The organism is Dysgonomonas sp. Marseille-P4361 (assembly GCF_900343125.1).
Lineage (GTDB): Bacteria > Bacteroidota > Bacteroidia > Bacteroidales > Dysgonomonadaceae > Dysgonomonas.
In genome coordinates, this window is sequence record NZ_OPYL01000005.1 from 73,522 (window position 1) to 98,115 (window position 24,594).

The 24,594-nt window shown below is 37.4% G+C and carries 19 protein-coding genes and 2 tRNA genes; 8 read left to right on the top strand and 13 right to left on the bottom strand.

The annotated features are described in order from the left end of the window. Positions 1 to 44 precede the first annotated feature (44 nt). Entirely contained in the window at positions 45 to 2,333 is a 2,289-nt protein-coding gene (locus DHU68_RS10530; RefSeq protein WP_108822956.1) for a GH92 family glycosyl hydrolase, read from the bottom strand. A gap of 416 nt (positions 2,334 to 2,749) precedes the next feature. Here DHU68_RS10530 and ppdK point away from each other — a divergent pair, with 416 nt between their 5' ends. Beyond that, positions 2,750 to 5,491, top strand: coding sequence for a pyruvate, phosphate dikinase (gene ppdK, locus DHU68_RS10535; RefSeq protein ID WP_108822957.1), 2,742 nt, complete (start codon positions 2,750 to 2,752; stop codon positions 5,489 to 5,491). Positions 5,492 to 5,610: 119 nt separating this feature from the next. Here the strand turns inward: ppdK and DHU68_RS10540 are convergent. Then, positions 5,611 to 5,685 (bottom strand) — tRNA-Pro (locus tag DHU68_RS10540). Between the two features lie 391 nt (positions 5,686 to 6,076). On the opposite strand from DHU68_RS10540, the gene DHU68_RS10545 reads away from it, so the two are divergent. From DHU68_RS10545 to DHU68_RS10555, 3 genes are all read left to right on the top strand, one after another. Continuing rightward, a complete protein-coding gene (locus DHU68_RS10545; protein WP_108822958.1) occupies positions 6,077 to 6,772 on the top strand; it encodes a DUF5020 family protein in 696 nt (231 codons plus the stop codon). A gap of 13 nt (positions 6,773 to 6,785) precedes the next feature. Beyond that, positions 6,786 to 8,108: an NCS2 family permease gene (locus tag DHU68_RS10550; RefSeq protein ID WP_108822959.1), complete on the top strand. Its 1,323-nt coding sequence runs from the start codon at positions 6,786 to 6,788 to the stop codon at positions 8,106 to 8,108. 96 nt (positions 8,109 to 8,204) lie between these two features. Next, positions 8,205 to 9,122, top strand: coding sequence for a cation diffusion facilitator family transporter (locus DHU68_RS10555; RefSeq protein ID WP_108822960.1), 918 nt, complete (start codon positions 8,205 to 8,207; stop codon positions 9,120 to 9,122). A 112-nt stretch (positions 9,123 to 9,234) separates the two neighbouring features. Here DHU68_RS10555 and DHU68_RS10560 read toward each other — a convergent pair. The 7 genes from DHU68_RS10560 to DHU68_RS10590 all read right to left on the bottom strand — a co-directional run bounded on the left by DHU68_RS10560 (position 9,235) and on the right by DHU68_RS10590 (position 15,887). Continuing rightward, positions 9,235 to 9,321, bottom strand: a tRNA-Ser gene (locus DHU68_RS10560). Between the two features lie 80 nt (positions 9,322 to 9,401). Beyond that, positions 9,402 to 10,409: an aspartate-semialdehyde dehydrogenase gene (locus DHU68_RS10565; RefSeq protein WP_108822961.1), complete on the bottom strand. Its 1,008-nt coding sequence runs from the start codon at positions 10,407 to 10,409 to the stop codon at positions 9,402 to 9,404. 111 nt (positions 10,410 to 10,520) lie between these two features. Next, the gene (rlmD, locus tag DHU68_RS10570; RefSeq protein ID WP_108822962.1) at positions 10,521 to 11,930 is read right to left on the bottom strand and encodes a 23S rRNA (uracil(1939)-C(5))-methyltransferase RlmD; all 1,410 of its coding nucleotides are present in this window, start codon (positions 11,928 to 11,930) and stop codon (positions 10,521 to 10,523) included. A gap of 106 nt (positions 11,931 to 12,036) precedes the next feature. Further along, positions 12,037 to 12,636, bottom strand: coding sequence for a hypothetical protein (locus DHU68_RS10575; RefSeq protein ID WP_108822963.1), 600 nt, complete (start codon positions 12,634 to 12,636; stop codon positions 12,037 to 12,039). A gap of 13 nt (positions 12,637 to 12,649) precedes the next feature. Continuing rightward, on the bottom strand, positions 12,650 to 13,138 hold the full coding sequence (locus DHU68_RS10580; protein ID WP_108822964.1) for an RNA polymerase sigma factor: 489 nt from the start codon (positions 13,136 to 13,138) through the stop codon (positions 12,650 to 12,652). 121 nt (positions 13,139 to 13,259) lie between these two features. Next, entirely contained in the window at positions 13,260 to 14,642 is a 1,383-nt protein-coding gene (locus tag DHU68_RS10585) for an MFS transporter (RefSeq protein WP_108822965.1), read from the bottom strand. Between the two features lie 93 nt (positions 14,643 to 14,735). After that, positions 14,736 to 15,887 (bottom strand): HAMP domain-containing sensor histidine kinase, encoded by a 1,152-nt coding sequence (locus tag DHU68_RS10590; protein WP_108822966.1) that lies wholly within the window; start codon positions 15,885 to 15,887, stop codon positions 14,736 to 14,738. Between the two features lie 131 nt (positions 15,888 to 16,018). Here DHU68_RS10590 and DHU68_RS10595 point away from each other — a divergent pair, with 131 nt between their 5' ends. Next, positions 16,019 to 16,807, top strand: a complete 789-nt coding sequence (locus tag DHU68_RS10595; RefSeq protein ID WP_108822967.1) for a DUF1080 domain-containing protein — start codon at positions 16,019 to 16,021, stop codon at positions 16,805 to 16,807. Between the two features lie 80 nt (positions 16,808 to 16,887). Here DHU68_RS10595 and DHU68_RS10600 read toward each other — a convergent pair whose 3' ends face one another. From DHU68_RS10600 to DHU68_RS10615, 4 genes are all read right to left on the bottom strand, one after another. Continuing rightward, complete coding sequence (locus tag DHU68_RS10600) at positions 16,888 to 19,101, bottom strand: TonB-dependent receptor (RefSeq protein WP_108822968.1); 2,214 nt, start codon at positions 19,099 to 19,101, stop codon at positions 16,888 to 16,890. Between the two features lie 107 nt (positions 19,102 to 19,208). Beyond that, complete coding sequence (locus tag DHU68_RS10605; RefSeq protein ID WP_108822969.1) at positions 19,209 to 19,676, bottom strand: hypothetical protein; 468 nt, start codon at positions 19,674 to 19,676, stop codon at positions 19,209 to 19,211. A gap of 85 nt (positions 19,677 to 19,761) precedes the next feature. Next, entirely contained in the window at positions 19,762 to 20,301 is a 540-nt protein-coding gene (locus DHU68_RS10610; protein WP_108822970.1) for a YcxB family protein, read from the bottom strand. Between the two features lie 18 nt (positions 20,302 to 20,319). Then, on the bottom strand, positions 20,320 to 23,142 hold the full coding sequence (locus DHU68_RS10615) for an FAD-binding and (Fe-S)-binding domain-containing protein (RefSeq protein ID WP_108823085.1): 2,823 nt from the start codon (positions 23,140 to 23,142) through the stop codon (positions 20,320 to 20,322). A 228-nt stretch (positions 23,143 to 23,370) separates the two neighbouring features. Here DHU68_RS10615 and DHU68_RS10620 point away from each other — a divergent pair, with 228 nt between their 5' ends. The 3 genes from DHU68_RS10620 to aroQ all read left to right on the top strand — a co-directional run bounded on the left by DHU68_RS10620 (position 23,371) and on the right by aroQ (position 24,572). Beyond that, positions 23,371 to 23,616: a GlsB/YeaQ/YmgE family stress response membrane protein gene (locus DHU68_RS10620; RefSeq protein ID WP_108822971.1), complete on the top strand. Its 246-nt coding sequence runs from the start codon at positions 23,371 to 23,373 to the stop codon at positions 23,614 to 23,616. A gap of 27 nt (positions 23,617 to 23,643) precedes the next feature. Then, positions 23,644 to 23,892: a hypothetical protein gene (locus DHU68_RS10625; protein ID WP_108822972.1), complete on the top strand. Its 249-nt coding sequence runs from the start codon at positions 23,644 to 23,646 to the stop codon at positions 23,890 to 23,892. Between the two features lie 263 nt (positions 23,893 to 24,155). Next, positions 24,156 to 24,572: a type II 3-dehydroquinate dehydratase gene (gene aroQ / locus DHU68_RS10630; RefSeq protein ID WP_108822973.1), complete on the top strand. Its 417-nt coding sequence runs from the start codon at positions 24,156 to 24,158 to the stop codon at positions 24,570 to 24,572. Positions 24,573 to 24,594: the final 22 nt, after the last annotated feature.

A 24,594-nucleotide genomic window follows, 5' to 3' on the forward strand; every position in this document is an offset into this window, starting at 1 on the left:
CCCAGTCGCTATTTTATTGTTGTTTAGTTATTTATGCTTGATGCCTATTCTCTAGTTGTTTGACTTAAAGAATATGGCCAATCAGTAGGATTAATTCCTCTATCCTTGTTTGGTGTGCTTCCCATTATGTACTTCAAAGTTCCACCTTCTGTTATTTCTTTGTAAGTTAAATAGTTTTTAGAGAAAGGAATGCCATTGAGTGTTGCTGACTGAATATATACATTCTCCGGAGAATTGTTTTCAGCAATAATTTCTAATTTCTTGCCATCTTCAAACGTTACAGTCATTTTAGGAAACATAGGACTTCCTATTATATATTGATCTGTTCCAGGGCAAACGCTATATAATCCCATAGCACTAAGAACATACCAAGATGATGTTTGTCCTTGATCCTCATCGCCAGGATATCCGTTCTCTGTAGAATTGTATAGATAAGACATTGCTCTCCTAGCCCAATATTGAGCTTTCCATGGTTGCTTTGTATAGCTATATAAATAGATCATATGCTGTATGGGTTGATTTCCATGTGCATATTGTCCCAAATTCATCATCTTCATTTCTGTCATTTCGTGTATGACGCGACCATACGTACCGATTTTAAATTCGTTTGTTGTAGAAAAAACACTGTCTATTTTTGCTACGAATTTATCATCTCCGCCCAAGAGGTCTTTCAATCCGGCAGGGTCATGGAATACAGACCATAGGTAGTGCCAAGCACAGCCTTCTGTATAAGGACCTCCCCATTCAATAGGATCGAAATTTGGAGTCCATTCTCCGTTTTTCTGGCGACCTCTCATAAAGCCTGTTTCAGGATCGAATACATTTTTATAATTATAAATAGTCTTTTCGAAAATATCTTTGTGGAAATTGTTGTCGGTAGCTTTCGCCAAGGTATATGCACACCAGTCATCGTATGTGTATTCTAGTGTCTTTGCTGTAGATTCTGGTGTTTCCGGATAAGATACATATCCAAGAGTCCAGTAATCTTTCCATCCGTCACGACCGTTAGCAGGTCCCCATTCTCCTTTGTTTGTCGCTTCATGAAGATATGCATCTAGCGCTTTTTTAGGATCGAAAGTTCGTACACCTTTTGCCCAAGCATCAGCGAAAAGAGAAATGGCATGGTTTCCAATCATTCCTCCTCCTACAGAAGGGAAATCCCATGATGGTAACCATCCTGACTGATCATATGCAGCAAGCATAGAGTTTATGTATTGACCTTGCATAGTGGGGTGTAGCAGAAGAGTCAATGGGAATTGACCGCGAAAAGTATCCCAAAAGCCGGTGTCGGTATAGTAATAACCTTTATGTACCTTGTAGTCATTAGGACTACGATAATAAGGAGATCCGTCAACGTCTATTTCGTAGAATTTGCGAGAAAATAGACTTGCGCGGAAAAAGCAAGAATAAAATGTAGCTTTGTCTTCTTCAGTTCCTCCTTCGACTAACATACGTGAAAGATGTTTGTTCCATATTTCAAATGCAGCCTGTTTCGTTTGTTCTAGGGTTTTGTAATTACCTAATTCTCTTTTTAGTGTAATTTCAGCCTGATCAAGTCCTATGTAAGACGAAACTACTTTTGCCTGAACTTTGGCTCCTTTCTTAAATTCGATATATGCTCCAGCTCCGCCATTGTCAACTTTATCATATGTTTTACTGTTAGGAGTGATCGTTTTCCCATTGTCGGTCCATGTACCATAAGATACGAATGGGGCATCGAATTCAATGATAAAGTAGTTCTTAAATTCTTCTTTCAATGAAGATCCGTTTGTTACATATCCGGTAATTCTTCTTTTTTCGGGGTCTATATTTACTTTAGACCATTTAGTATAACCATCAAATACAACAAAGGAATCTCCACTTTTAGGAAAAGAGAATCGTATGTGGGCTCCTCTTTCGACAGGAGACATTTCTGTCTTAATGCCATTGTCCAATTGAACGCTGTAATAAAATGGTTTTCCGATTTCGTTGTCGTGACTAAATTTAGCGGCTCTGCTAAATTGGTCAACGGCAAGATCTCCTGTAATAGGCATAAGAGAAAATACACAATAGTCTCTCGTCCAAGAACTACATTGATGTGCTTGTTGAAAACCACGAATAGAATCTTTTTTGAATTGATACTTCCAGCCATCCCCATTGACTCCAGTTTGTGGTGTCCATGTATGCATGGCAAAAGGAAGAGCTGTAGTAGGGTAGGTGTTACCTCTGGTTAGAGCATGTTCAGAGTTTGTCCCCTGAAGCGTGTTTACATAATCGGCTGGATCTTGTTTTTTTGCAGATATACTATAGCAGGCAGTAAGCAAAAAAAGAAGTAGAAAACTTTTTTTTAACATGGTATTTTGTATTAAAAAATTATCAGGATTGTCTCTCGATATGTAATTTTAAAAAGTTATATGCAAATATTGCTTTAAAAAACAGAAAAACAAAATCGATAGCTTTCTATAATCTTTGATTTTAAGGTTTCTTTCGATTAATTAAGTTAATAAAAATGAATAGTCGTTCAATTTGTTGTATAGAGTAATTTTATTTCAATAATGCTACCCTTTATCTGTATTTATTCACTATCTCATTTGCATATTCTTTATTTTGGGGGTGATTTTATATTAAAAAAGATATTTTCTGTTAAATACATGATTATTCTCTACTTTTTTTTGTAATTTAATAGGGTCTAATACTACCTGCTTCGATAATTGATCTAATATTTCAAATAGAATGCCTGCTCGGTATTCAACTAAAACACAAATTAGTTATGGAAAAAAAGAGAGTTTACAGATTTGGAGATGGACAAGCAGAGGGAAGAGCTGAGATGAAAGATCTGCTTGGTGGAAAAGGCGCTAATTTGGCTGAAATGAACCTAATAGGAATCCCGGTTCCTCCTGGATTTACGATAACTACTGAAGCTTGTAACGAATATTTTGAAATAGGAGAAGAGGCAATCGAAAAACTTTTAAAGCCAGAGGTAGAAGCTTCTATTCGTTACATAGAAGATCTAATGAATACTAAATTTGGAGATTCGCAGAATCCTTTATTGGTTTCTGTACGATCAGGTTCTCGTGCTTCTATGCCGGGAATGATGGACACAATTCTCGACCTTGGATTGAATGATGAAATCGTTGAAGGCTTGTCGAAGAAAACAAATAATCCTCGTTTTGCATGGGACTCTTATCGTCGGTTTATTCAGATGTATGGAGATACCGTATTAGGCTTGAAGCCTAAAAGCAAGGAAGATGTTGATCCTTTCGAAGAAATTATTGATGAAGTAAAGAAAATTAAGAATGTAAATCTTGATAGTGAGCTTGGTACAGATGATTTAAAACTTCTGGTTCAGAGATTCAAAGCAGAAGTGAAAAAACGCACAGGGAAAGATTTTCCTACAGATGTATATGAGCAATTATGGGGTGCTATATGTGCCGTGTTTAACTCATGGATGAATGAACGAGCTATTCTTTATCGCAAGTTAGAGGATATTCCTGCAGAATGGGGTACAGCCGTTAATATTCAGGCTATGGTTTATGGGAATATGGGTGATAGATCTGCTAGTGGTGTGTGTTTCTCTCGTAATGCAGCTACCGGCGAAAATGTATTTAATGGAGAATTCTTGATAAATGCTCAAGGAGAAGACGTTGTTGCAGGTATTCGCACTCCTCAGGAGATAACCAGAGAAGGATCGTTGCAATGGGCTCGTATAATGAAAATTTCGGAGGAAGTAAGACTTGCAGAATATAAATCGATGGAAGAGTTAATGCCTGAGATTTATGAAGAGTTAAATTCTTATCAACAGAAACTGGAAGATCATTACAAAGATATGCAAGATATGGAGTTTACTGTGCAAGAAGGAAAACTCTGGATGTTACAAACTCGTAATGGGAAACGTACAGGTACCGCAATGGTTAAAATAGCGATGGATCTGCTGAAAGAAGGAAAGATTGATGAAAAGACAGCAATTCAGCGAATTATACCTAATAAGCTAGATGAGTTATTACATCCGGTGTTCGATCCTGAAGCTTTGGCAAAAGTAACACCTATAACAAAAGGACTTCCTGCGTCTCCGGGAGCAGCTTCTGGAAAAATAGTATTCTTCTCGGACGATGCTGCCAGATGGCACGAATCGGGACGAAAGACAATCTTGGTGCGCATAGAAACTTCCCCGGAAGATCTAGCAGGAATGACTGTCGTTCTAGGGATTCTTACCGCTCGAGGAGGTATGACTTCTCATGCCGCAGTAGTAGCTCGTGGTATGGGTAAATGCTGTGTGTCAGGAGCTGGAGATTTACAAGTAGATTACAAATCAAGAGTTGTTCGTATAGGAAATCTGGTGCTTAAAGAAGGTGATTTTATCTCTATAAATGGATATACAGGAGAAGTATATACCGGTCAAATAAAAACACAAGCAGCAGAATTATCCGGAGACTTTAGAGATTTGATGGAATTGGCATTCAAATATTCTCGCATGGAAGTATGGGCGAATGCTGATACTCCTGCTGATGCAGCAAGAGCACTTAGCTTTGGAGCCAAAGGTATTGGCTTGTGTCGTACAGAGCATATGTTTTTTGATGGTGAGCGTATTAAAGCGATGCGTGAAATGATTCTAGCCAAAAATACAGAATTTCGTAAGTTGGCATTAGAAAAAATGGCTCCATATCAACTAGAAGACTTTAAGCAAATATTTAAAGTGATGCAAGGCAAGCCTGTTACTGTTCGTTTGTTAGATCCGCCTTTGCATGAATTTATGCCTCATGATATAGCAGGTCAGGTAGAAATAGCAAAAGTAATGGGAATTCCGGTAGAAACAGTTCAACGACGAATAGAAACATTGGAAGAGCATAACCCTATGCTTGGAAATCGTGGCTGTCGCTTAGGAAATACATTCCCTGAAATCACAGAAATGCAGACAACTGCTATTTTGAAAGCTGTGTTGGAACTCAAAAAAGAAGGGATAGAGTGTAATCCGGAAATAATGGTGCCTATGACCTCCTCTTTAAATGAGTTCAAAGTGCAGAAACAAATTATTTTAGATGCTGCAGAGAAACTGTTTAAAGAAGAAGGAGATAGAGTCGACTTTAAGATTGGGACAATGATTGAAACCCCTCGTGCTGCACTGACTGCGGATGGTATTGCTACAGAGGCTGAATTTATGTCCTTCGGTACAAATGACTTAACTCAAATGACTTTTGGCTTTTCTCGAGACGATTTCTTCTCTTTTCTACCTGTCTATTTAGAGAAAAATATTCTATTGCATGACCCATTCCAGATCTTAGATCAAAAAGGAGTTGGTTTGCTTATGGATCATGCGGTGAGGCATGCAAGAAAAATAAATCCAGACTGTATGTGTGGCATTTGCGGTGAGCATGGAGGAGAGCCGTCTTCTGTTAAGTTCTGTCATAGAATAGGCTTGGATTATGTTTCTTGTTCGCCTATGCGTGTATCAATAGCGTGGATTGCATCAGCTCAGGCAGCTATAGAGAATAGGCAAACTATATTTGATTATTGATTTATGTATGTTGAATCCTTCTGAATGCTTTCAGTTGATTGTATGTAAATGAGGATCTCTAGTTATTTAATATATGTAAAAGAAAAAAGCACTTAGATCATTCTAAGTGCTTTTTATCGTCGGGATACCAGGATTCGAACCTGGGACCCCCTGCTCCCAAAGCAGGTGCGCTAACCGGACTGCGCTACATCCCGTTCTTTTGCTAACAGCGGTGCAAAGATAGGTACTTTTTTTATATTCCAAAATAAAAATGATAAAAATTTAGATAAAAAATAAAAAGGATAGAGTTGTTTTGATTTAAAATCTTCATTATGAGGATAATACATGAAATGTGCCTTGGAAAAGATTCGTTTCGTATCGGAAGATTTTTTAATAGCTATCAATAAAGCTGAATTTATTTAGATAAGATATTCTTTTTTATATGAAAAAGGTTTTAAATATGTCAAAAATGCAAGGAAAAACTCTTCTCGTTTACTTGGTGAAAACTTCTTTTAGTTAAAAAAATACAGATGTATCGATAGTCCTTATTTTTGATTATTTTTGCATTTCAATACAAATATTCATAATTGTAATTATTAAAAAACGATGAAAAAGGTACTTGTAACATTAGCTCTATTGGTGCTATCTTGTGTGGGATTTGCACAAAACATTCAATTACATTTCGATCCTCGTCATGCTTTACATGGAGACAAAATTTCAGAAAAAAATTATTTCACAGCAACATTTGAAATGTTTAAACCTGACAAGTGGGGTTCTACATTTATGTTCGTAGATCTAGACTTTAACCAAAGTAGAGGAAATATAGGTACTGCCTACCTCGAAATAGCTCGTGATCTTAAATTAGGAAAATCTCCGATTATGGCTCACGTAGAGTTTAATGGAGGTTTGGCCTCATGGGGAAAAATTCCAAATGCATATCTGGCTGGTGCTTCTTATGCTACAAATCTGGGAGGTGTTAATCTAAGTACATATGTAGCATATAAATATCATGCTTTTGCGAGAGTAAGCAATGATGTTCAGTGGACTGTTACGTGGGGTGTAAATTTACTGAACGATAAACTTACATTATCGGGATTCCTTGATTTGTGGACAGAGAACAAAGATAGAAGCCACGCTACTAGTTCTAACGATAAGAAAGTTGTATTGTTGACAGAGCCTCAAATCTGGTACAATGTAACGCCTAATTTATCTTTGGGTAGTGAAATAGAAATTAGTAATAATTTCCTCCCTTACAATAAAACTGTTGTTAATCCAACTCTAGCCGCTAAGTGGAACTTTTAAGGTTTAAAATACGATGAAAAATCTTTTAGAAAAAACATTCAAATTAAAGGAAAATAATACAACGATCCGCAAGGAATTGCTTGCCGGTCTTATTACTTTCCTTACAATGTCTTATATATTAATAGTAAATCCTAGTATTTTGTCTACAACGGGCATGGATAAGGATGCACTATTTACAGCAACAGCTTTAGCTACAATATTCGCTACATTGATGATGGCATTGTATGCTAAACTTCCTATTGCTCAGGCTCCGGGTATGGGATTGAATGCGTTTTTTGCATTTACTATTTGTGGAGTAATGGGGTATTCTTGGCAGTTTGCACTAACGGCTGTGTTTATAGAGGGAATAATCTTCATCTTGCTTACATTCTTTAATGTGCGTGAGCTTATTGTGAAAAGTATACCTAAGGTGTTGAAAGATGCAATTCCTGTAGGTATTGGCTTGTTTATTACGCTGATTGGTCTTAAAAATGCTGGAATTGTAGTTTCTAATGATGCTACACTTGTTTCTCTTGGCGATTTTGCTCAACATAGTGTCTGGATTGCTCTTTTGGGACTGATAGTTACAGCTGTGTTGTTTGTTAGAAACGTGAATGGATCAATATTGATCGGTATTGTTGTTGCTACAATTTTTGGATTGATACTTGGTGATGTGAAATTACCTGATTCTAGTATAATAAGTACACCACCTTCTATTGCGCCTATATTTGCTCAATTTCAGTGGGATGATATCTTTTCTTTCAATATGTTGATTGTAGTATTCACTCTGTTGTTTGTAAATCTATTTGATACTGTAGGAACTTTGATCGGAGTGGTGTCAAAAGCAGGCTTAGCTGATGAAGATGGCAATTTCCCTCAAATGAAAAAAGCTTTATTTGCTGATGCTTTAGGAACGACAGTTGGTTCTGTTTTAGGAACAAGTACAATTACTGCATATGTAGAGAGTGCTTCGGGTGTAGCTTCTGGTGGTAGAACAGGATTGACATCAGTAGGTACAGCGTTGATGTTCGCTTTGGCTTTGTTCTTTGCTCCTCTATTCTTAATGGTGCCGGCAGCTGCTACATCGCCAGCGTTAATTATTGTAGGGCTATTTATGATCTCATCTGTTGCTAAAATTAATTTCAACGATATGAGTGAAGGTCTGCCTGCATTCTTGACTATTGTGTTTATGCCATTTACATATAGTATAGCAGAAGGTATTGTATTTGGTATGTTAAGCTTTGCTATCATCAAAGTATTTGCCGGAAAATCGAAAGATGTATCTGTTACAGTATTTGTTATTGCAATCTTGTTCTTGCTGAAGATAATACTTGATGCTTCTCATGTAATGGGGTAGTATTTAAAATATACATATTTTAAGAGAGACCTTTTTCTAGTTTGAATAAAGGTCTTTCTTTTTTATATTTGTAGTGGTGAATAAAAAGCGCATATTGTGGATAAAACTACATTAAGAAACCATGTACTAACAAAGACTTCTTGGGTGAGTACAATCGGAAATTCTATTTTGTCTTTAGCTAAGATAGTTGTAGGGGGATTGTCAGGGAGCTTAGCTGTTATAAGTGATGGAATTGATTCATTGACAGATGTGGTTATCTCGATTGTGATGATATTTACTGCGCGAATAATCAGACGCCCTCCTAGTGAGAAATATGTTTTCGGTTACGAGAAAGCGGAAGGAATAGCGACAAAAGTTTTGTCAATGGTGATTTTTTACGCCGGACTTCAAATGTTATTTTTCTCCGTTCAGCAAATATTTACTTCAGAATCGAAGCCACTTCCTGGAATTATAGCTGTATATGTTACAGTCTTTTCAATTATAGGTAAAGGACTGCTCGCTTTTTATCAATATCGTCAAGGTGATAAAATTCAAAGTTCGATGCTGAAAGCGAATGCGCTGAACATGAGGAATGATGTTATTATCTCGGTTGGTGTTCTGCTCGGACTGATTTTTACTTTTGTTTTTCAGTTGCCAATACTTGATGCAATAACGGGGTTGGTTATAAGTGGATTTATAATAAAATCAGCAATTGGTATTTTCATGGACTCCAATATTGAACTGATGGATGGAGTAAAAGATGTATCTGTGTATGATAAGATATTTGAGGCTGTTGAAAGAGTCCCCGGAGCATATAACCCGCATCGTATGAGGTCGCGTCAGGTGGGAAATCTTTATGTGATATCTTTAGATATTGAGGTAGATGGTGCTATAACTTTAAATGAGGCTCATGATATTGCAGAAGCTGTTGTAGAGAGTATAAAGCTAACAGTGGAGAATGTATATGATATTGTGGTGCATGTAGAACCTAGAGGAGATAAAGATTCTGATGAAAAATTTGGTGTTAAAAGATAATCGGAATCATAGATTTAATCAGAATTTTCACTTATAAATAAAATTATAAGGTAGGAATAAAAAAAGCGACTAAATTACTTAGTCGCTCTTCTTTTGCTGAAAATTTAATCTGCGGAAGCGGGGGGATTCGAACCCCCGGTACAGTTACCCGTACGTCAGTTTAGCAAACTGGTGGTTTCAGCCACTCACCCACACTTCCTGAGATCGCTCAAAGCTGATTTTGCTTAATTGCGATGCAAATATAGCTGTTTGTTTTGATTTTACAAACAAGTTGTGAAATTAAATAGCATTTTCTTTAATTAAATACTCTGCTATTTGTACGGCGTTCAATGCTGCTCCTTTCTTTATCTGATCAGCAACTACCCAGAATGTCAACCCATTCGGATTGGCAATATCTTCACGAACGCGACCTACATAAACCGGATTTTGACCTGCTACAAATAAAGGCATTGGATATTCTTTTTCGGCAGGGTTATCTTGTAATACAATCCCTTCTGCTTTAGCGAAAGCTTCCTTTGCTTCTTTTGCAGATATCGGACGTTCTGTTTCAACCCAAATAGCTTCGGAGTGCGAGCGAAGAACAGGGACGCGTATACATGTTGCGCTGACCTGAATGTCAGAGTGCATTATCTTTTGTGTCTCGTAATACATTTTTAGTTCTTCTTTTGTATATCCGTTGTCTGTAAATACATCTATCTGAGGAATTAGATTGTATGCCAGTTGGTATGCAAATTTTTCGACAGTAACGTCTGAGTTGTATGCGATTTGCTGATATTGTTTTATTAGTTCCTCCATTCCGGCAGCGCCTGCCCCGGATGCAGCTTGGTAGGTTGCTACTTGAGCACGCTTGATCGGAGAAATTTTGTTTATAACATTCATCGCTACTACCATCTGTATGGTGGAACAATTAGGATTTGCTATAATTCCTTTTGGACGATCTTTTGCATCCTCTCCATTAACTTCCGGAACTACTAGTGGAACATCTTTATCCATGCGGAAAGCACTGGAATTGTCTATCATGATAGTACCATGCTTGGTTATTGTTTCTGCAAATTCGACAGATGTACTTCCTCCTGCTGATGTAAAAGCGATATCTATACCTTTAAAATCGTCGTTGTGCTTTAGTTCCTTTACTGTATATTGTTTTCCTCGAAACTCATACGTGTTTCCTGCACTTCTGGCAGAACCAAATAAAACTAACTCCTCGATAGGAAAATTCCGTTCATCTAGTACTTTAAGGAACTCTTGTCCTACAGCACCACTTGCACCAACAATAGCGATTTTCATTTTTTGTAGTTTATATAGATAAATTGTTAATAGATATACTGCAAATATAAGTATTTGTTATAATACATAAGGGGTTTGTAAGATAAATGATCATCCGGTTCTCCTTTTTACTTATCTTTTTTCTAGCAGAACAACATTTTCTACATGATGGGTATGAGGGAACATGTCTACTGGCTGAACTTTTGCTACTTTGTACTTTTCGTCAAGTAGGGATAAATCGCGAGCTTGAGTTGCCGGATTGCAGCTAACATAAACGATGCGGATAGGTTCTGCAAAAAGGATTGATTTAATAACATCATCATGCATACCGGCTCTGGGAGGATCGGTGATGATAACGTCAGGGCGACCATGCTCATTGATGAAATCCAGTGTGAGGATATCTTTCATATCTCCGGCATAAAATAAAGTGTTCTCTACACCATTGTTTTGAGAGTTGAATTTAGCATCCTCTATGGCATCTTCTACATATTCGATACCTATAACTTTTTCGGCCTGACGTGCGACGAAGTTCGCAATTGTTCCAGTGCCGGTATATAGGTCATAGACTAATTCTTTTCCTGTAAGTTGAGCGAAATCTCTGGTTATTTTATATAGATTATATGCTTGCTCACTATTTGTTTGGTAGAAAGATTTAGGACCAATTTTGAATTTTAAACCCTCCATTTCTTCATAGATATAGTCTTTACCTTTCCAGTTCAGAACTACTTGATCGGTAATTGTGTCATTTGCTTTTTCGTTTATGATATATAGCAAAGATGTGATCTGAGGAAATTTTTCGGCAATAGCATCTAGTAAGGCTTCTCTCTTCTTTCTGTCATTCTCATAAAAGACAACAATGAGCATAAGTTCGCCTGTAGAGGATGTCCGTATAATAATATTACGCATCAATCCTCCTTGGTTCCTCAAGTTGAAGAACGTATAGTCATTGTCATTGCAATATTGGCGGATGAAGTTGCGGATCTGATTCGAAATATCATCTTGCAGCCAACATTTATTAATGTCAAGCACTTTGTCAAACATTCCTGGTATGTGGAAGCCTAAAGCGTTCATATTGTCAAAGCTTTCGCCTGAATTAATCTGTTCTAGCGTAAGCCATTTTTTATTCGAAAAAGTGAATTCTAGCTTGTTTCTATAAAACTCAGTCTTCTCAGATCCTAATATAGGATCAATCTCAGGAAGTTCTATTTTTCCTATTCGAGTTAAGTTATCAACAACTTGCTTTTGTTTATACTTTAATTGTTCGATGTAGGGTAGTATTTGCCATTTGCATCCTCCGCAGATTCCGAAATGCTCACAAAATGCGTCAGTTCGGTTCGGAGAATAGGATATGAAACGTATTGGCTTTCCTTCTGCGTATTTATTCTTTTTACGTGTTAACTGCAAATCCATTACGTCTCCTGGTACAACATAGGGTATAAATACTACCATGTCGTCTATTTTAGCTATTGCTTTTCCTTCTGCTGCTATATCTGTAATTTCTACTCCTTCAATTATTGGAAGTTGTTTTTTCTTTCTACTCATTGATGTTTTTTTAGTTTCGAGAGTACAAAGATAATGCTAATTTTATTTTATCCGGCAAAAGAAAAGCCGTTGAAGAAAGTTAAAGTTCAACGGCTTCTATTCAATACTATTCATCCTCTTGATCTAATTCCTTTATTTCTTTCAGACTACTTGATATTGAGTCTATATTTAACTTATAAATCCGTTTGTATTCCCATATGGAAAGGGTGATGGCAACAGGTATACAGGCAATGATAGCAATCCATCTCCAGATTTCCATATTAGGGGATATAAGACCTGCGATTATAGCTAATGCAATAAAAATAAAAGCTAAAGCATATATTCCAGCCAACTGTTTTTTTATTCTAATATTATAGCTTTCTATTAACTTGATATTCGAAGTAATCCTCTTTGTGAAATCAATTTTATTGAGCAGAGTAATATTGTATATTCCTATTATGGTGCTAAGCAATAGCATACCTATACCCATAATAAATATAGATGTCTTAAATACACCAAAGTAGGTAGAGGTCATTCTATAAGCTAAAGGAATGATTACAATTAAGCATATGATAATACCGAAATAGGTATAATTGATCAATCGATTTAAAGCTTTACCCGACTTCGATTTTAGCATTTCCTTGATAATGTTTTCTTTTAAAGCTTCTTGCCTCTTTAGTCGTTCGTCTAGTGCCGACCATGTATTTTTTAATTCTTCGAATTCCATACTATTCCAATTTTTAACTGTTTGACATTTTTTTTAGTTTTTCTTTCGCTCGTTTCAGCTTTGTAGCCACATTACTGACTGTTATACCTGTGATTTCAGCTATTTCTTTATATGATTTTTCTTCGAGCCATAGTAAGACGATAGCTTTCTCTATTTTGCTAAGCTGGTTTATGAAGTTGTACATCTCTTGTATTTGTCCGGTTTTATCTTCAGGAGCGGCGATCGCATCTTCAAATATAGAAACAGATACTTTTGGGGGCTTTCTTAAGAATTTGCGAAGTCCCGAAATGCAGGTGTTAAGAGCTATGCGATATATCCAAGTAGATTGGCTACTTTCGTTTCTGAATTTAGGATAAGAGCTCCAAAGATTATATACGACTTCCTGATATAAGTCGACCAGCGGATATTCATCAGATACATAAAAAGAGCATACTTTGTAAATGATACGTTCATTCTGTTGTACCATCTCTATAAATGATTTCTCTAATTCAGCTTTATTCATATAATCATCTTTTACTATGTTAGTCGCTCATATTATAAGAAAATGACAACATAGAATGCATATTAAATAAAAATCCCTGAATAGCGGTCTATTCAGGGATTTAAAAAATATTTTGATTGTTTTATACAGTAGTACCTTCTAGGTTTTGAAGTTCTTTCTTTTCATCTAGTTTCTTTACCACTCTACCATAGATAACAAGAGCGATTGCTGAGATTAATCCAATTCCAACGAATACATACCAAATATAGTGTGCATGTTCTGTAGCTGCTGCATACTCTGTTGCAGAGGCAAAGTTTTTAGGGTCTGGACAGTATTTTTCAAGTAAGAAACCTGAAAGTCCGAAAGCAAAAAGATAAGAAAAAAATGAGTGCAAATGGCTAAAACCTAAATAAAGACCTTCTTCTCCTTTCGGCGATTGGAGTGAGAAATATTCAAGAAAGCGAGGAGATATGAAGCATTCAGCAATAGCTTGCATTGCAATACCTATTATCATCATAAATGCAACAGGATGCATTCCTAAAATAGACTCACCTCCTATTAGATTTCCGAAAGACATCACTAGTGCAGAGAAAGGAATAATCAACATCCCTATCGTCATAGAGCTAAGGGAGGTGTATCTTTTCATGAAAGTGGTAATGAAGTTTACACAAAGAGCAACGACAAATGGGTTTACGTTGGCATACCATCCGGGAGAGGCATCTTCTCCAATCAGGCGGATAACGTATTTAGGCATAGTTGCATACATTTGGCTTTGTATCATCCAAAACCCGCTAATGATCAATATAAGAGTGATAAGACGCCCATTCATACATACTTTCAATAAAGCACTTCCTATTTCGGAAAAGCTTTTTCCTTTTCCTTCAGTCTTTACAGATTTGTAGAATAAGAAGACGGCAATCAAGGCGAGAAATGTCATGGCTGCAGAGAAGAAATTGAGATATACAAGCCCTTCATCTCCCATACTTCTGCGAAGAGGATCAACAACTGTTTTTCCGGTAAAAGCTCCGATGTTTACCATCATGTAGAAAATTGAATATCCACGAGCGCGATTTTCTGAAGTCGTTTCTCTGGCAACAGTTCCCGATATGACAGCTTTGATAAAAGCACCTCCAATAACTAATAGGACAAGAACCGGAGCTATACTCCATCTTAATGCGCTATCCTCTAGACCGGAGAAAGTAGTTGTCATCCCATAGCTGACTAGTCCTGCACTTTGTAGTAGTGTTGGTAGTAGGCCCAACCCTCCATATCCTAAAGTAAGTAAAGCAAAAGCAAGTATTATCGAAGATCTAAAACCTATTTTATCGGCAAAGGCTCCAGTGAATGTTGGAAGTAAGTATAATGATGCCGAGAAAATACCAGAAATGATACCAGCTTCGATATCAGAAAAGCCCCAGACGTTTGATAAATAAAGGGTAATGACAATGAAGACAGCATAGTACGCCAGTCGCTCAAGTAGTTCGACACTGTTGGCGACCCAAAAAGCTTTAGAAAATTTACTCATCAGATTTTAGTAAAAATGTTAAATTTTAAACGAATTGATGCAAAAATAGGTAAATTATCTGATCAAAAAAGTTAAAGTATTTCCAAAAAGGTGTTAATTTGATTTTTTAAGCTCAATACAAAATGTAGTGCCCACTCCAATTTCGGAGGATTTTACATAGATTTTTCCCTTATGATAAGACTCGATGATTCGTTTGGCTAAAGATAATCCCAATCCCCATCCTCTTGATTTTGTAGTATATCCCGGATTGAATATTGTGCTGTGCTTAGATTTTGGAATGCCTTTGCCTGAGTCGGTTATGTCTATAGATACAATTTTGCCCTTATCACTAATTGTATAAGTGATATTACCTTGGCCTCCCATTGCATCAACTGCATTTTTTGTGAGATTTTCTATTACCCAACTTAACAAAGGGGGGCTTATTGTAGCAAAGAGTGGTTCTGTTGGTGTGTTAAGTGTGAAAACTACTTTTTTTGAAATTCTTTTTTCAAGGTACGATATAGTTTGCTCTATTGTCGTAGATATCTCTTTGGACTCTAATGCCGGGGTTGAACCTATTTTGGAGAATCGATCAGTTATCATTTGTAAACGATTAACGTCTTTCTCCATAGCGTTAAGAATAGTGGAGTCTGCATCTTTCATCTTCAAATATTCTATCCAAGCTAACAAGGATGATATAGGAGTGCCTAATTGATGTGCTGTTTCTTTAGATAACCCTACCCACAATCGGTCTTGTTCCATTTTCATTGTAGAGAATAATGCTAAAAAAGCAGTAATCATAAAAATGATCAAAACACCCGCTTGTACATAGGGGTATATTTGTAATCTTTTTAAAGTGTATGAATCGTCATAATATACATACTGGTCAAATTCCTCAACCTCGATGAGTATAGGTTTATGCTTTCTTGCAAACTCCTGAACTTTTTGTTTTAGAAATTCCTGCTCTTGTGCTTCGGGTAATTCTATATTATGCGATATATAATGATCATTTTTCTTATCATAGAGAATAACGGGAATTGTTGTATTGCTTGAAAGTATTTGTGCCACTAAGTTAATATTACTGTTCTCATTTTGGCTAACCATCTCTTGCATAGCTTCAGCCCAGATCTCAATCTTATTTCGTTCTTCTTTCGAGAGGTCTTTGATGAGATAGTGAGATACAATAAGAGATCCGCAGGCTATGATGATAGCTGCTATGATGAGCGAATATCGAAATAAAACTTTATTGTTCTCAAAAATTTTCATTCGATAAAGATAATCGTTTTATGGTATTAAACATTTTCTATAGATGTAAAATGATGTTAGACTATCAATTGTGATAAAATGTTTATCTTAGCGGCTTAGAAAAGAAAAAATTAATTAAATAAAATCAATTTATGAAAAACTTGTGGCTATTATTTATTGTTGCAGTATGCCTTGTAGGCTGTAAACAAGCTGTGCAGCAAGAGGAAACAGAAGAGTGGATTCAGCTTTTTAATGGAAAAGATCTGACAGGATGGACGGTTAAAATAAGAGGATATCCGGTTGGAGAAAACTTCGGAAATACATTCTATGTAGAAGATAGCGTGATGAAGGTTAAATATGATGCATATGGAGATAATTTCAATCAACGTTACGGACATATCTATACAAACGAAGAATATTCAGACTATAAATTACGTGTAGAATACCGCTTCGTAGGAGAACAAGCTCCCGGGGGTGAAGGTTGGGCTTGGCGCAATAGTGGCGCAATGCTGCATTGTCCCGATCCTGCAACAATGGCTTTAGATCAAGATTTTCCAGTTTCGATAGAAGCTCAGATGTTGGGTGGTGATGGTACAACCGAAAGACATACGGGAAACCTTTGTACTCCCGGTACATTAGTCCATATAAATGGAGAATTGTATGAAGGTCACTGCTACGATTCCAGTTCTAAAACATATCATGGCGACCAATGGGTGACGTTAGAGATGATCGTTTACAGCGATAGTATTGTGCATCATGTTGTAGAGGGAGATACAATATTAACATATACAAACCTGACTATCGGAGGTGGAAATGTTAGCCCTGAACCGAACCTGCCTCAAGGGCCGTTGAAGAGCGGACGTATTTCGTTACAATCGGAAAGCCATCCTGTGGAGTTCCGTAAGGTTGAACTGTTGAATTTAAGTAAGAAAAGAAAGTAATAATTGTAGACAGACATAAAGCAGAAAAGGAGAAGACGCTTTAACATCTTCTCCTTTTCTGTTTTTATCAATAAGTGTTTCTATCTGCCTATTGCATAACGCAAGCCTATATAGAATTTTCGTCCCATTGTCGGTCCCCATACCATTGTTGCATCAAAGGTGTTTCCAAAAGGATTCTCTGGTGAAATGATAGGATTCTTCTGATTGAAATTTGTAATATTCTCAGCACCTGCATATACACTCCATGTACGGAAGTTTTTTGTGATCTGAGCATTCAATATAGTATAAGGATCGAATGTCGTATTCCATAATGGATTCGTTGCGTCTGGTGTTGGCATTCTTCCTCCTCCGTTAAATTGAGCAGTAAGGTCGAATACCCATTTTCTTAATTTGGTCTCATACGAAGCGGTAGCCAAAGCTTTGTAGTCACTGATTAGCGGTTTTTTCATTAGCTTGCCTCCATATTCGGTTTTTGCATCTGTCCAACGATATGCAGCCAAGATATTAAAACCTCTGAATAGGGGATATGATGCTTCTATTTGAAAGCTATTCGCGTAAGATTTCCCTTTCAGATTATAGAACCTTACAGCATGAGGGTCGCTATCAACATCGGTTACGACCTGATTGTCGAAATCTGTCCTATACCATTCTCCCGAAATTGTTAATTCTTCTCCTTTAATTGGGATATGAAAAGAGACGCTTGTCCCATAATTCCAAGCAGACTCCTGTTTTAAGTTATTCTCAATTTCGAATCGTCTATTGCTGGCTAAGAAGAAGCTATTCTCAGGCATAACAAATACTGTACGATAGCCTTTCCCCGCTGAAGCTCTTAAGTTAACCCATTCGGTAGGCATATATTTCAGATGCAGGCGAGGGGTCACAAAAGCTTTCTTGTGCAGGGTGCTATAGTCGGTGCGAAGCCCTGCTAACGCAACAAACTTATTATCTTTGTTGAATGTGTACTGCATGTATCCTCCCGAGGTTGTCTCTTCGTCTGGTTGGTCTGCTATGGTATAGGGAAGCAGCATGGATTGATTGTATTTATCCCAATTCATGCTTAGCCCTGCGCTAATACGGTGCATAGGGGTTAAGTCTGTTTCGTACATTAGTGAAGCATACAGATTGTTTCCATATACATTGTATTTATTCGTTGCATACTGCGATTTTTGGTCGTGATAAGACCCTGTGAATATCAATGCTATATTCCCATTTCTGTTCTCGTCAATCAGATAAGCGTTCTTTGTATAAAACTCTCCTCTGTTTGCTTTCAGAGAGACTTCGAAAGGCTTGTCTTTATTGATTGAAGCATCATTCAGTGTGTGCATCGTTTGCCCACTGGTACGATAATCTTGCAAAAACTTAAGTCCGAACTGAGCAGCATATCTCCCAGAGGTGTAATGCCATCTGTTCATTACATTAAATTGATGCTTCTTCGGAGAGTCTAGGAAACTATCGTCGTTGTCATCGTGCGTAGCAGACTCATTCGAGTAATGTAAAAATACACCAGTGTTTAATTTTTCGCTTAAAATGAAGGCTGCATCAGCATTTCCTTCGTAGCGTCCTGCATCGCTGGCGAACACATTGAGGCTTAAAGGATCTGAATTGTTTGGTTTTTTGTACTCTACGTTCATTTGTCCGGTGATAGACTCATAGCCATTTTTTACAGAAGCTGCGCCTTTTGAGATCTGAATACTTTCCATCCATGGACCGGGAATATAATCGAGTCCGTATATAGATGCTACCCCTCGGAAGTTTGGATAGTTTTCTGTCAGAGTCTGCACATAGGTGCCGGCTAATCCTAATAGCTGTATTTGTTTTGCTCCCGTTACCGCATCGCTGAAAGAAACATCTACCGAAGGGTTGGTTTCGAAACTTTCCGACAGGTTGCAACATGCTGCGCGCTGGAGTTCTCTTGTGGTGATTTTCTCAGTTTGGAGGACTTCTCTGCGCGCCTTAATAGTTCCCGGAACGCTTTTCTCTATGATGACTTCATTGAGTTCCGTATTCTCTGAAAGGGTGATTTTTTGGATTTCATCGAAAGAGTGGATATGGACAATCTTGTCCTTAAAGCCAACGTATGATACAGTCAGCATGTGGTCTTTCCCAGCTACGCCTGATATTTCAAAATATCCTTCATCGTTAGTGATAACTCCTGAATTAGAGTTCTCCCATTTTACAGATGCTCCTATTAATGGCTGATCTTGGCTGTCGGATACATACCCTTTCAGAATGTCTTTACTGAAAGTGAGTAGGGGGATGAATAGAAGTATGAATAGTATTTTAAATGTTTTCATTTGATTCTAAATCGTTTATTTACAAAAGTAATTAACTTATACGCACGGAAGATTTATTACATGTCAAATGAGGACATATATGTAATAAAATGTAAGAAGTTAAGGAATCAAATGATAAGAACCCTGATCAGAGATAGATACTCTCTAGGGGGGATCTTCGTAGGTGTCTTAAGTTGAGTATATTCTTTCGTATCACCTAGCGTCAGGCTTACTGTAGTGCCAAGTGTATTCGGCAGTGTTGCCGACAACCAGACGAAAGGGCTTGCTACCTGCGGTCTGAAAGATGAGGCATCAATATCTATCGAAAGGCGAGACGATGAACAATGTTCAGCATCGTCGAAAAACGTATTTGCAGAAGTCTTCTTTTCTATGCTAACCTTTTCAGCGCAGCAAGATTTATGTATGTCGGCATCTGTCTGTCCTCTTTCTTGCGAACAGCAAGTATGCTTTTGAGTCATAATGAGGGTTTGCTCTCCGCATGAGGAACAGCAAAAGTTTATTACAGTTACTCCCATTCCGGTAAGGAATACAGTCGCTGCAATAATAATTAATATGACTCTTTGTACATTTCTCATCTTGCGAGCAAATATATAAAATAACTATAAAAAATGAATAGTTATTAATGAATTTTATAAGACTAGGGGTGAGATTATGTGCTCTTTATTTCCACTTCCAGTCTAGCTCCTCTTTGTAAGGAATGTTTAATGCTTTCGATCGGTCTTGTAAATATATCCTGACTTCCTCTGCCGGAACCCTTTCTTTAGGTAAGATAAAGTATACCGCTTTATTTACTTGTAGGTAGAAATAATCGCTCGTTTCGGTAAAAGAAAGTAAATCTTGAAGTTTCATAGAACTGGTAGCCTTCTTATCTTTCGCTTCTAAAGCAGAATCAGAGAACAATAATGTTATTGAATCATTATCAGGGTCAAATGTTTGTTCGACATATTTTCTGAAATGCCTTTTATAAAACCATTTAGTGTATAGTGGGTAAAGAAAAAAAACGAATATGGTGGCACTAAAATATATGTATTTTAAAAAGCTATCGATGACAAGAGTTGTAATACCGAAGATCAGAAATAAAAGAGATGCAAAGATTCTTCCTCTAAGTCTTTGCTTTTTTATTCTCGGATTATGTGATGCTGCATATAATTGAAAGTTAAGATAATCTTCTTTAGTCAGTTCAAAATGTAATTCAAGCATGTTTTTTATTATTAAGTATTATTTCGTCACTTCATCTATCAGGTAGAATATCGATTTGAAATTGATGTCGCTGTATTTGCTCATCCCTATTTCGCACGTACGACTAGTCGAATAACCATCCTTGCAGTTAGCCGGAATCTGTTCAGCCAGATGTCTTTGTCCGTGTTTGTTTAGTTCGGGGTAGGTGAATCCTCTGTCTCCCGCAAAACCACAACAGTTCGTCTCTACAAAGGAAACTTCTTTTGCACACATTTTAGCTAATTCCAATAGTTTATTCTCCATGCCGATTTTCTTCAAAGAGCAAACAGGGAATACGGTAACTATATCTCTTGGGTTCTTTACTGTTAACTTAGGCATGACGAAGTTTAACATAAATTCGACAGGGTCGTATATTCTTAAGTCTTTATTGGAGTGCGCTTCATAGAATGTGTAGAAACAAGGACTCATATCAAATAATACGGGGTATTTCCCGTTTTCTGATGCATCTAGTAGGGCGTCTTCTAATTCTTTTGCTTTACGCGTACCTTCTTCTTTGAAGCCTTTGCTGCTGAATGCCATGCCGCAACATAACTCGTTAATGCCTTCGGGGTAGATGATAGTAAAACCGGCACGTTGAAGCAACTCTTTTGTCTTTTGAGTCAACTCTACATCTCCTTTTTCATAACCTTTCGATTTACCCATCGAACGATTGATGCAAGATGGGAAATAGACGACTTTGTCCGGTTGTCCATCGTTAACGATAGTCTCTTTTATTTTGTGTGCACCTTTAGGCATATCTTTATTCCATTTCGGAATAGCTTTAAAAGAGATTGTTCGCAGGGCTGAAGCTATACCTCCCATAATTGTGCTACCAAGTATGGAATGAAAGAAATGCACAAAGTTTAGTCCTCTTCTGAGTATCGCTGTTGTGCCCGTCATGCGGTTGCCGATGTATGCAGCAACTTTTTTAGAAGTGTCAGATGATTGATTGTGACGGAGATCTTTGATAAACTTGCCGATATCTATCTTTACGGGGCAAGCCAAGCCGCACAATCCGTCAGTAGCACAGGTCTCGTTTGAATAATAATTTGCTTCATGCATCATAGTTCTCAATCTGGAAGTATCCTCTCTGTTGGCTTCAAGTCGGGCGATTTCTCTGGCTATCACTATTCGTTGACGAGGAGATAGGGTTAATCCTTCGGCTACACAGTTAGGTTCGCAAAAACCACATTCCATACACTTGTCTATAAGTTCGTGTGCAGCAGGTAGAGGTTTTAGGTTTTCTAAATGTATTTTCGGATTTTTGTTGATAATCACCCCTGGATTGATAAGATGATGAGGATCGAAAATGTTTTTGATACGTTGCATTATTTTGTATGCAGCTTCGCCCCATTCTTTTTCTACAAAAGGAGCCATGTTCCGCCCCGTACCATGTTCTGCCTTTAATGAGCCGTCAAACTGATTAACGACAATGTCTGCCAGTTCGTCCATCATGTCGGCATACTTTTGAACCTCTTTTGGGTCGTTAAAGTCTTGTGAAAAAACAATATGGAAGTTCCCGTCCAAAGCATGTCCATACAGAACAGCATCGGTATAGTTTGATCGTTTGAATAACTCTTTCAAGGCAACGCAGGCCTTCCCTAGCTGATGAATGGGGAATGCAACATCTTCAATGAGGCAGGTTGTCCCGGTTCTTCTCAGTCCGCCTATCGACGACAGCAGCCCTTTGCGTGCTTTCCAATTAAAATTATATTCTTTCGGGTCGGATGTGAATTTATAAGGAAGTATGGTTGGAAACGATTCTACAGCCTTTCGCACCAAAGCTTCTTTCTTAGCCATGTCTTCCATCTCATTCGCTTGAATTTCTACCAACAGCAGACATGCCGTTTCGGGTAGCGTTCGGAAATAGTCTGGAGCTTCGGGATCATCTTCTATAGAGCGGATCGCCTCTCTGTCCAGAAGTTCTACAGCAGCTACAGGTGATGTTTTTAGTAGAGGAACAGCATCGCACGCTTTTTCGATGGTTTCGAAAATCATCAATGTGCATGCTTTATATCTCTCATCAATAACAGTATGGTAAGTAATGTTGGATGTGAATGCCAAAGTTCCCTCCGAACCTATCATCAGATGTTTGATGATTTCAATCGGGTCTTCAAAGTCAACCAGGGCATTGATGCTGTAGCCTGTTGTGTTTTTTATCTTGTATTTTTGTTTTATGCGTTCCGATAGGGAGGGGTTTGCTTTTATTTCATCCCTCATATTTTCTATTTCGGCAATAATTTCGGGGTGCAGATTTTTGAATTGGAGCTTCGATTCTTCATCGGCAGTGTCTAATATCGTTCCGTCATACAATACTATCCGTATGTCGGCAATGGTTTTATATGAGTTCTGATCTGTGCCGCAGCACATTCCACTGGCATTATTGGCGGCGATGCCTCCGATCATTGCGGCATTGATAGATGCAGGGTCTGGACCTATTTTTCTGCCAAATGGTTTAAGGTAAATATTTGCCCTTGCTCCCACTATTCCGGGTTGAAGCCGTATTTTAAGTCCATCGTCTAATATAGTGTACTTGCGCCATTCGTGTGTGGCAACCATTAATACGGAGTCGGTAATAGCTTGTCCCGACAGGCTTGTTCCTGCTGCTCGATAAGTTACGGGAATGCCTAATTTCCCCGTTTGATAAATAACTTCTACAGCCTCATCTTCGTTGTGTACCTGAATCACTATTTTGGGAATCAAACGGTAAAAACTGGCATCAGTACCGTAAGCCAAAAGTTGCAACGGATTGGTGATTATTCGTTTTGTAGGTATTTTTTTTGATAATACTTCTGTTAATAATCTGTAATTGTCGGGTAGCATAGGCATAGATTTTTTTGTTGATCGAAAGCAATCTTGATTGCTTATGCAAGTTAGTAAACAAAAGCGAAATTCTGAAAAAGAACGAGAATTAATAAGACTGAAAGTTTTAGTGTTTTACTAAAACCATTTTAACATATTTACTGTTATAGATAAAAGAGATACTTTTAAGTATAAATATTTTAGGTAGATTTGTTTTATTGACATAAACTAATAACTAGTAACTAAATTATGGGATTTATAGGATCGATAATAATCGGGATTCTGGCCGGTTTTATAGCAGGAAAGATAATGAAAGGTAGCGGGTTTGGCCTGATTCTAAACCTTATTGTCGGAGTAATAGGAGGATTACTCGGTGGATGGATCTTTTCTTTACTCGGATTGAGTGTAAACGGGCTGATTGGAACATTGGTAATGTCTACAGTAGGTGCTGTGGCTCTGTTGTGGATTATATCTTTATTTAAAAAGAAAGAGTAGAATACAAACTTATAAAAAGAGAACAATATGAGAAAAGTTTTGATTGGAGCGGCCATAGGTGCTGCCGGAGTAGCAGTGACTTGTTTGTTGGTAAAACTATACAAAGAAGGTAAGTTCGATGGAGCTTGTGATGACTTGAATGCATTTGCTAGTCGTAGAAAAAGAGATTTTCGCAATGCTGTAGATGCTGGAAAAAACCAACTAGAGTATATAAAAGAACGCGTAGAGTATGGCGTTCAAAGTGGTAAAGAAAAGTTAGTAGGAGAAGACGATTAATGTCTCAAAAATGATATAATTATAAATGGAGAGCTTGGAAAATTATATATTCAGGCTCTCTGCTTTTTTATGCAAAGTGTATGGTTATATCCTGTTTCTTAGTTTTGGACAATTAAAAATGAGCTATTTTATTAAAGCTTAATAAAAAAGCTTCTTTTTTGTGAAATAAATATGTTTGAAAACATATGAATACAAATAAAAAATAGTACTTTTGTGGCTAATTGGGAAAGCAGCCCATTTTTAGCATTAAATAGCTGATAGATATGAAAATACAGATAATAAACGGTCCGAATTTAAATTTGCTTGGAAAAAGGGAGCCGGATGTTTATGGGAATGAGTCATTTGAAATGTATTTCGCCCATCTTCAAGAAAGTTTTCCCGGATGTGAATTATCTTATTTTCAATCAAATCATGAAGGTGCTATCATTGACAAAATACACGAGGTCGGCTTTTCTTATGATGGTATCGTTTTGAATGCAGGTGCATATACGCATACATCAATAGCCATTCACGATGCTATAAAGGCTGTAAAAACACCAGTGTTGGAAGTACATATTTCCAATATACATTCGCGAGAAGAGTTTCGCCATAAGTCTGTCATTGCAGCAGCTTGCAAAGGTTCAATTATTGGATTAGGCTTGCGATCGTACGATCTGGCGATTAACTATTTTACAAAATGAATAAAAACTGTAATTCTAAATA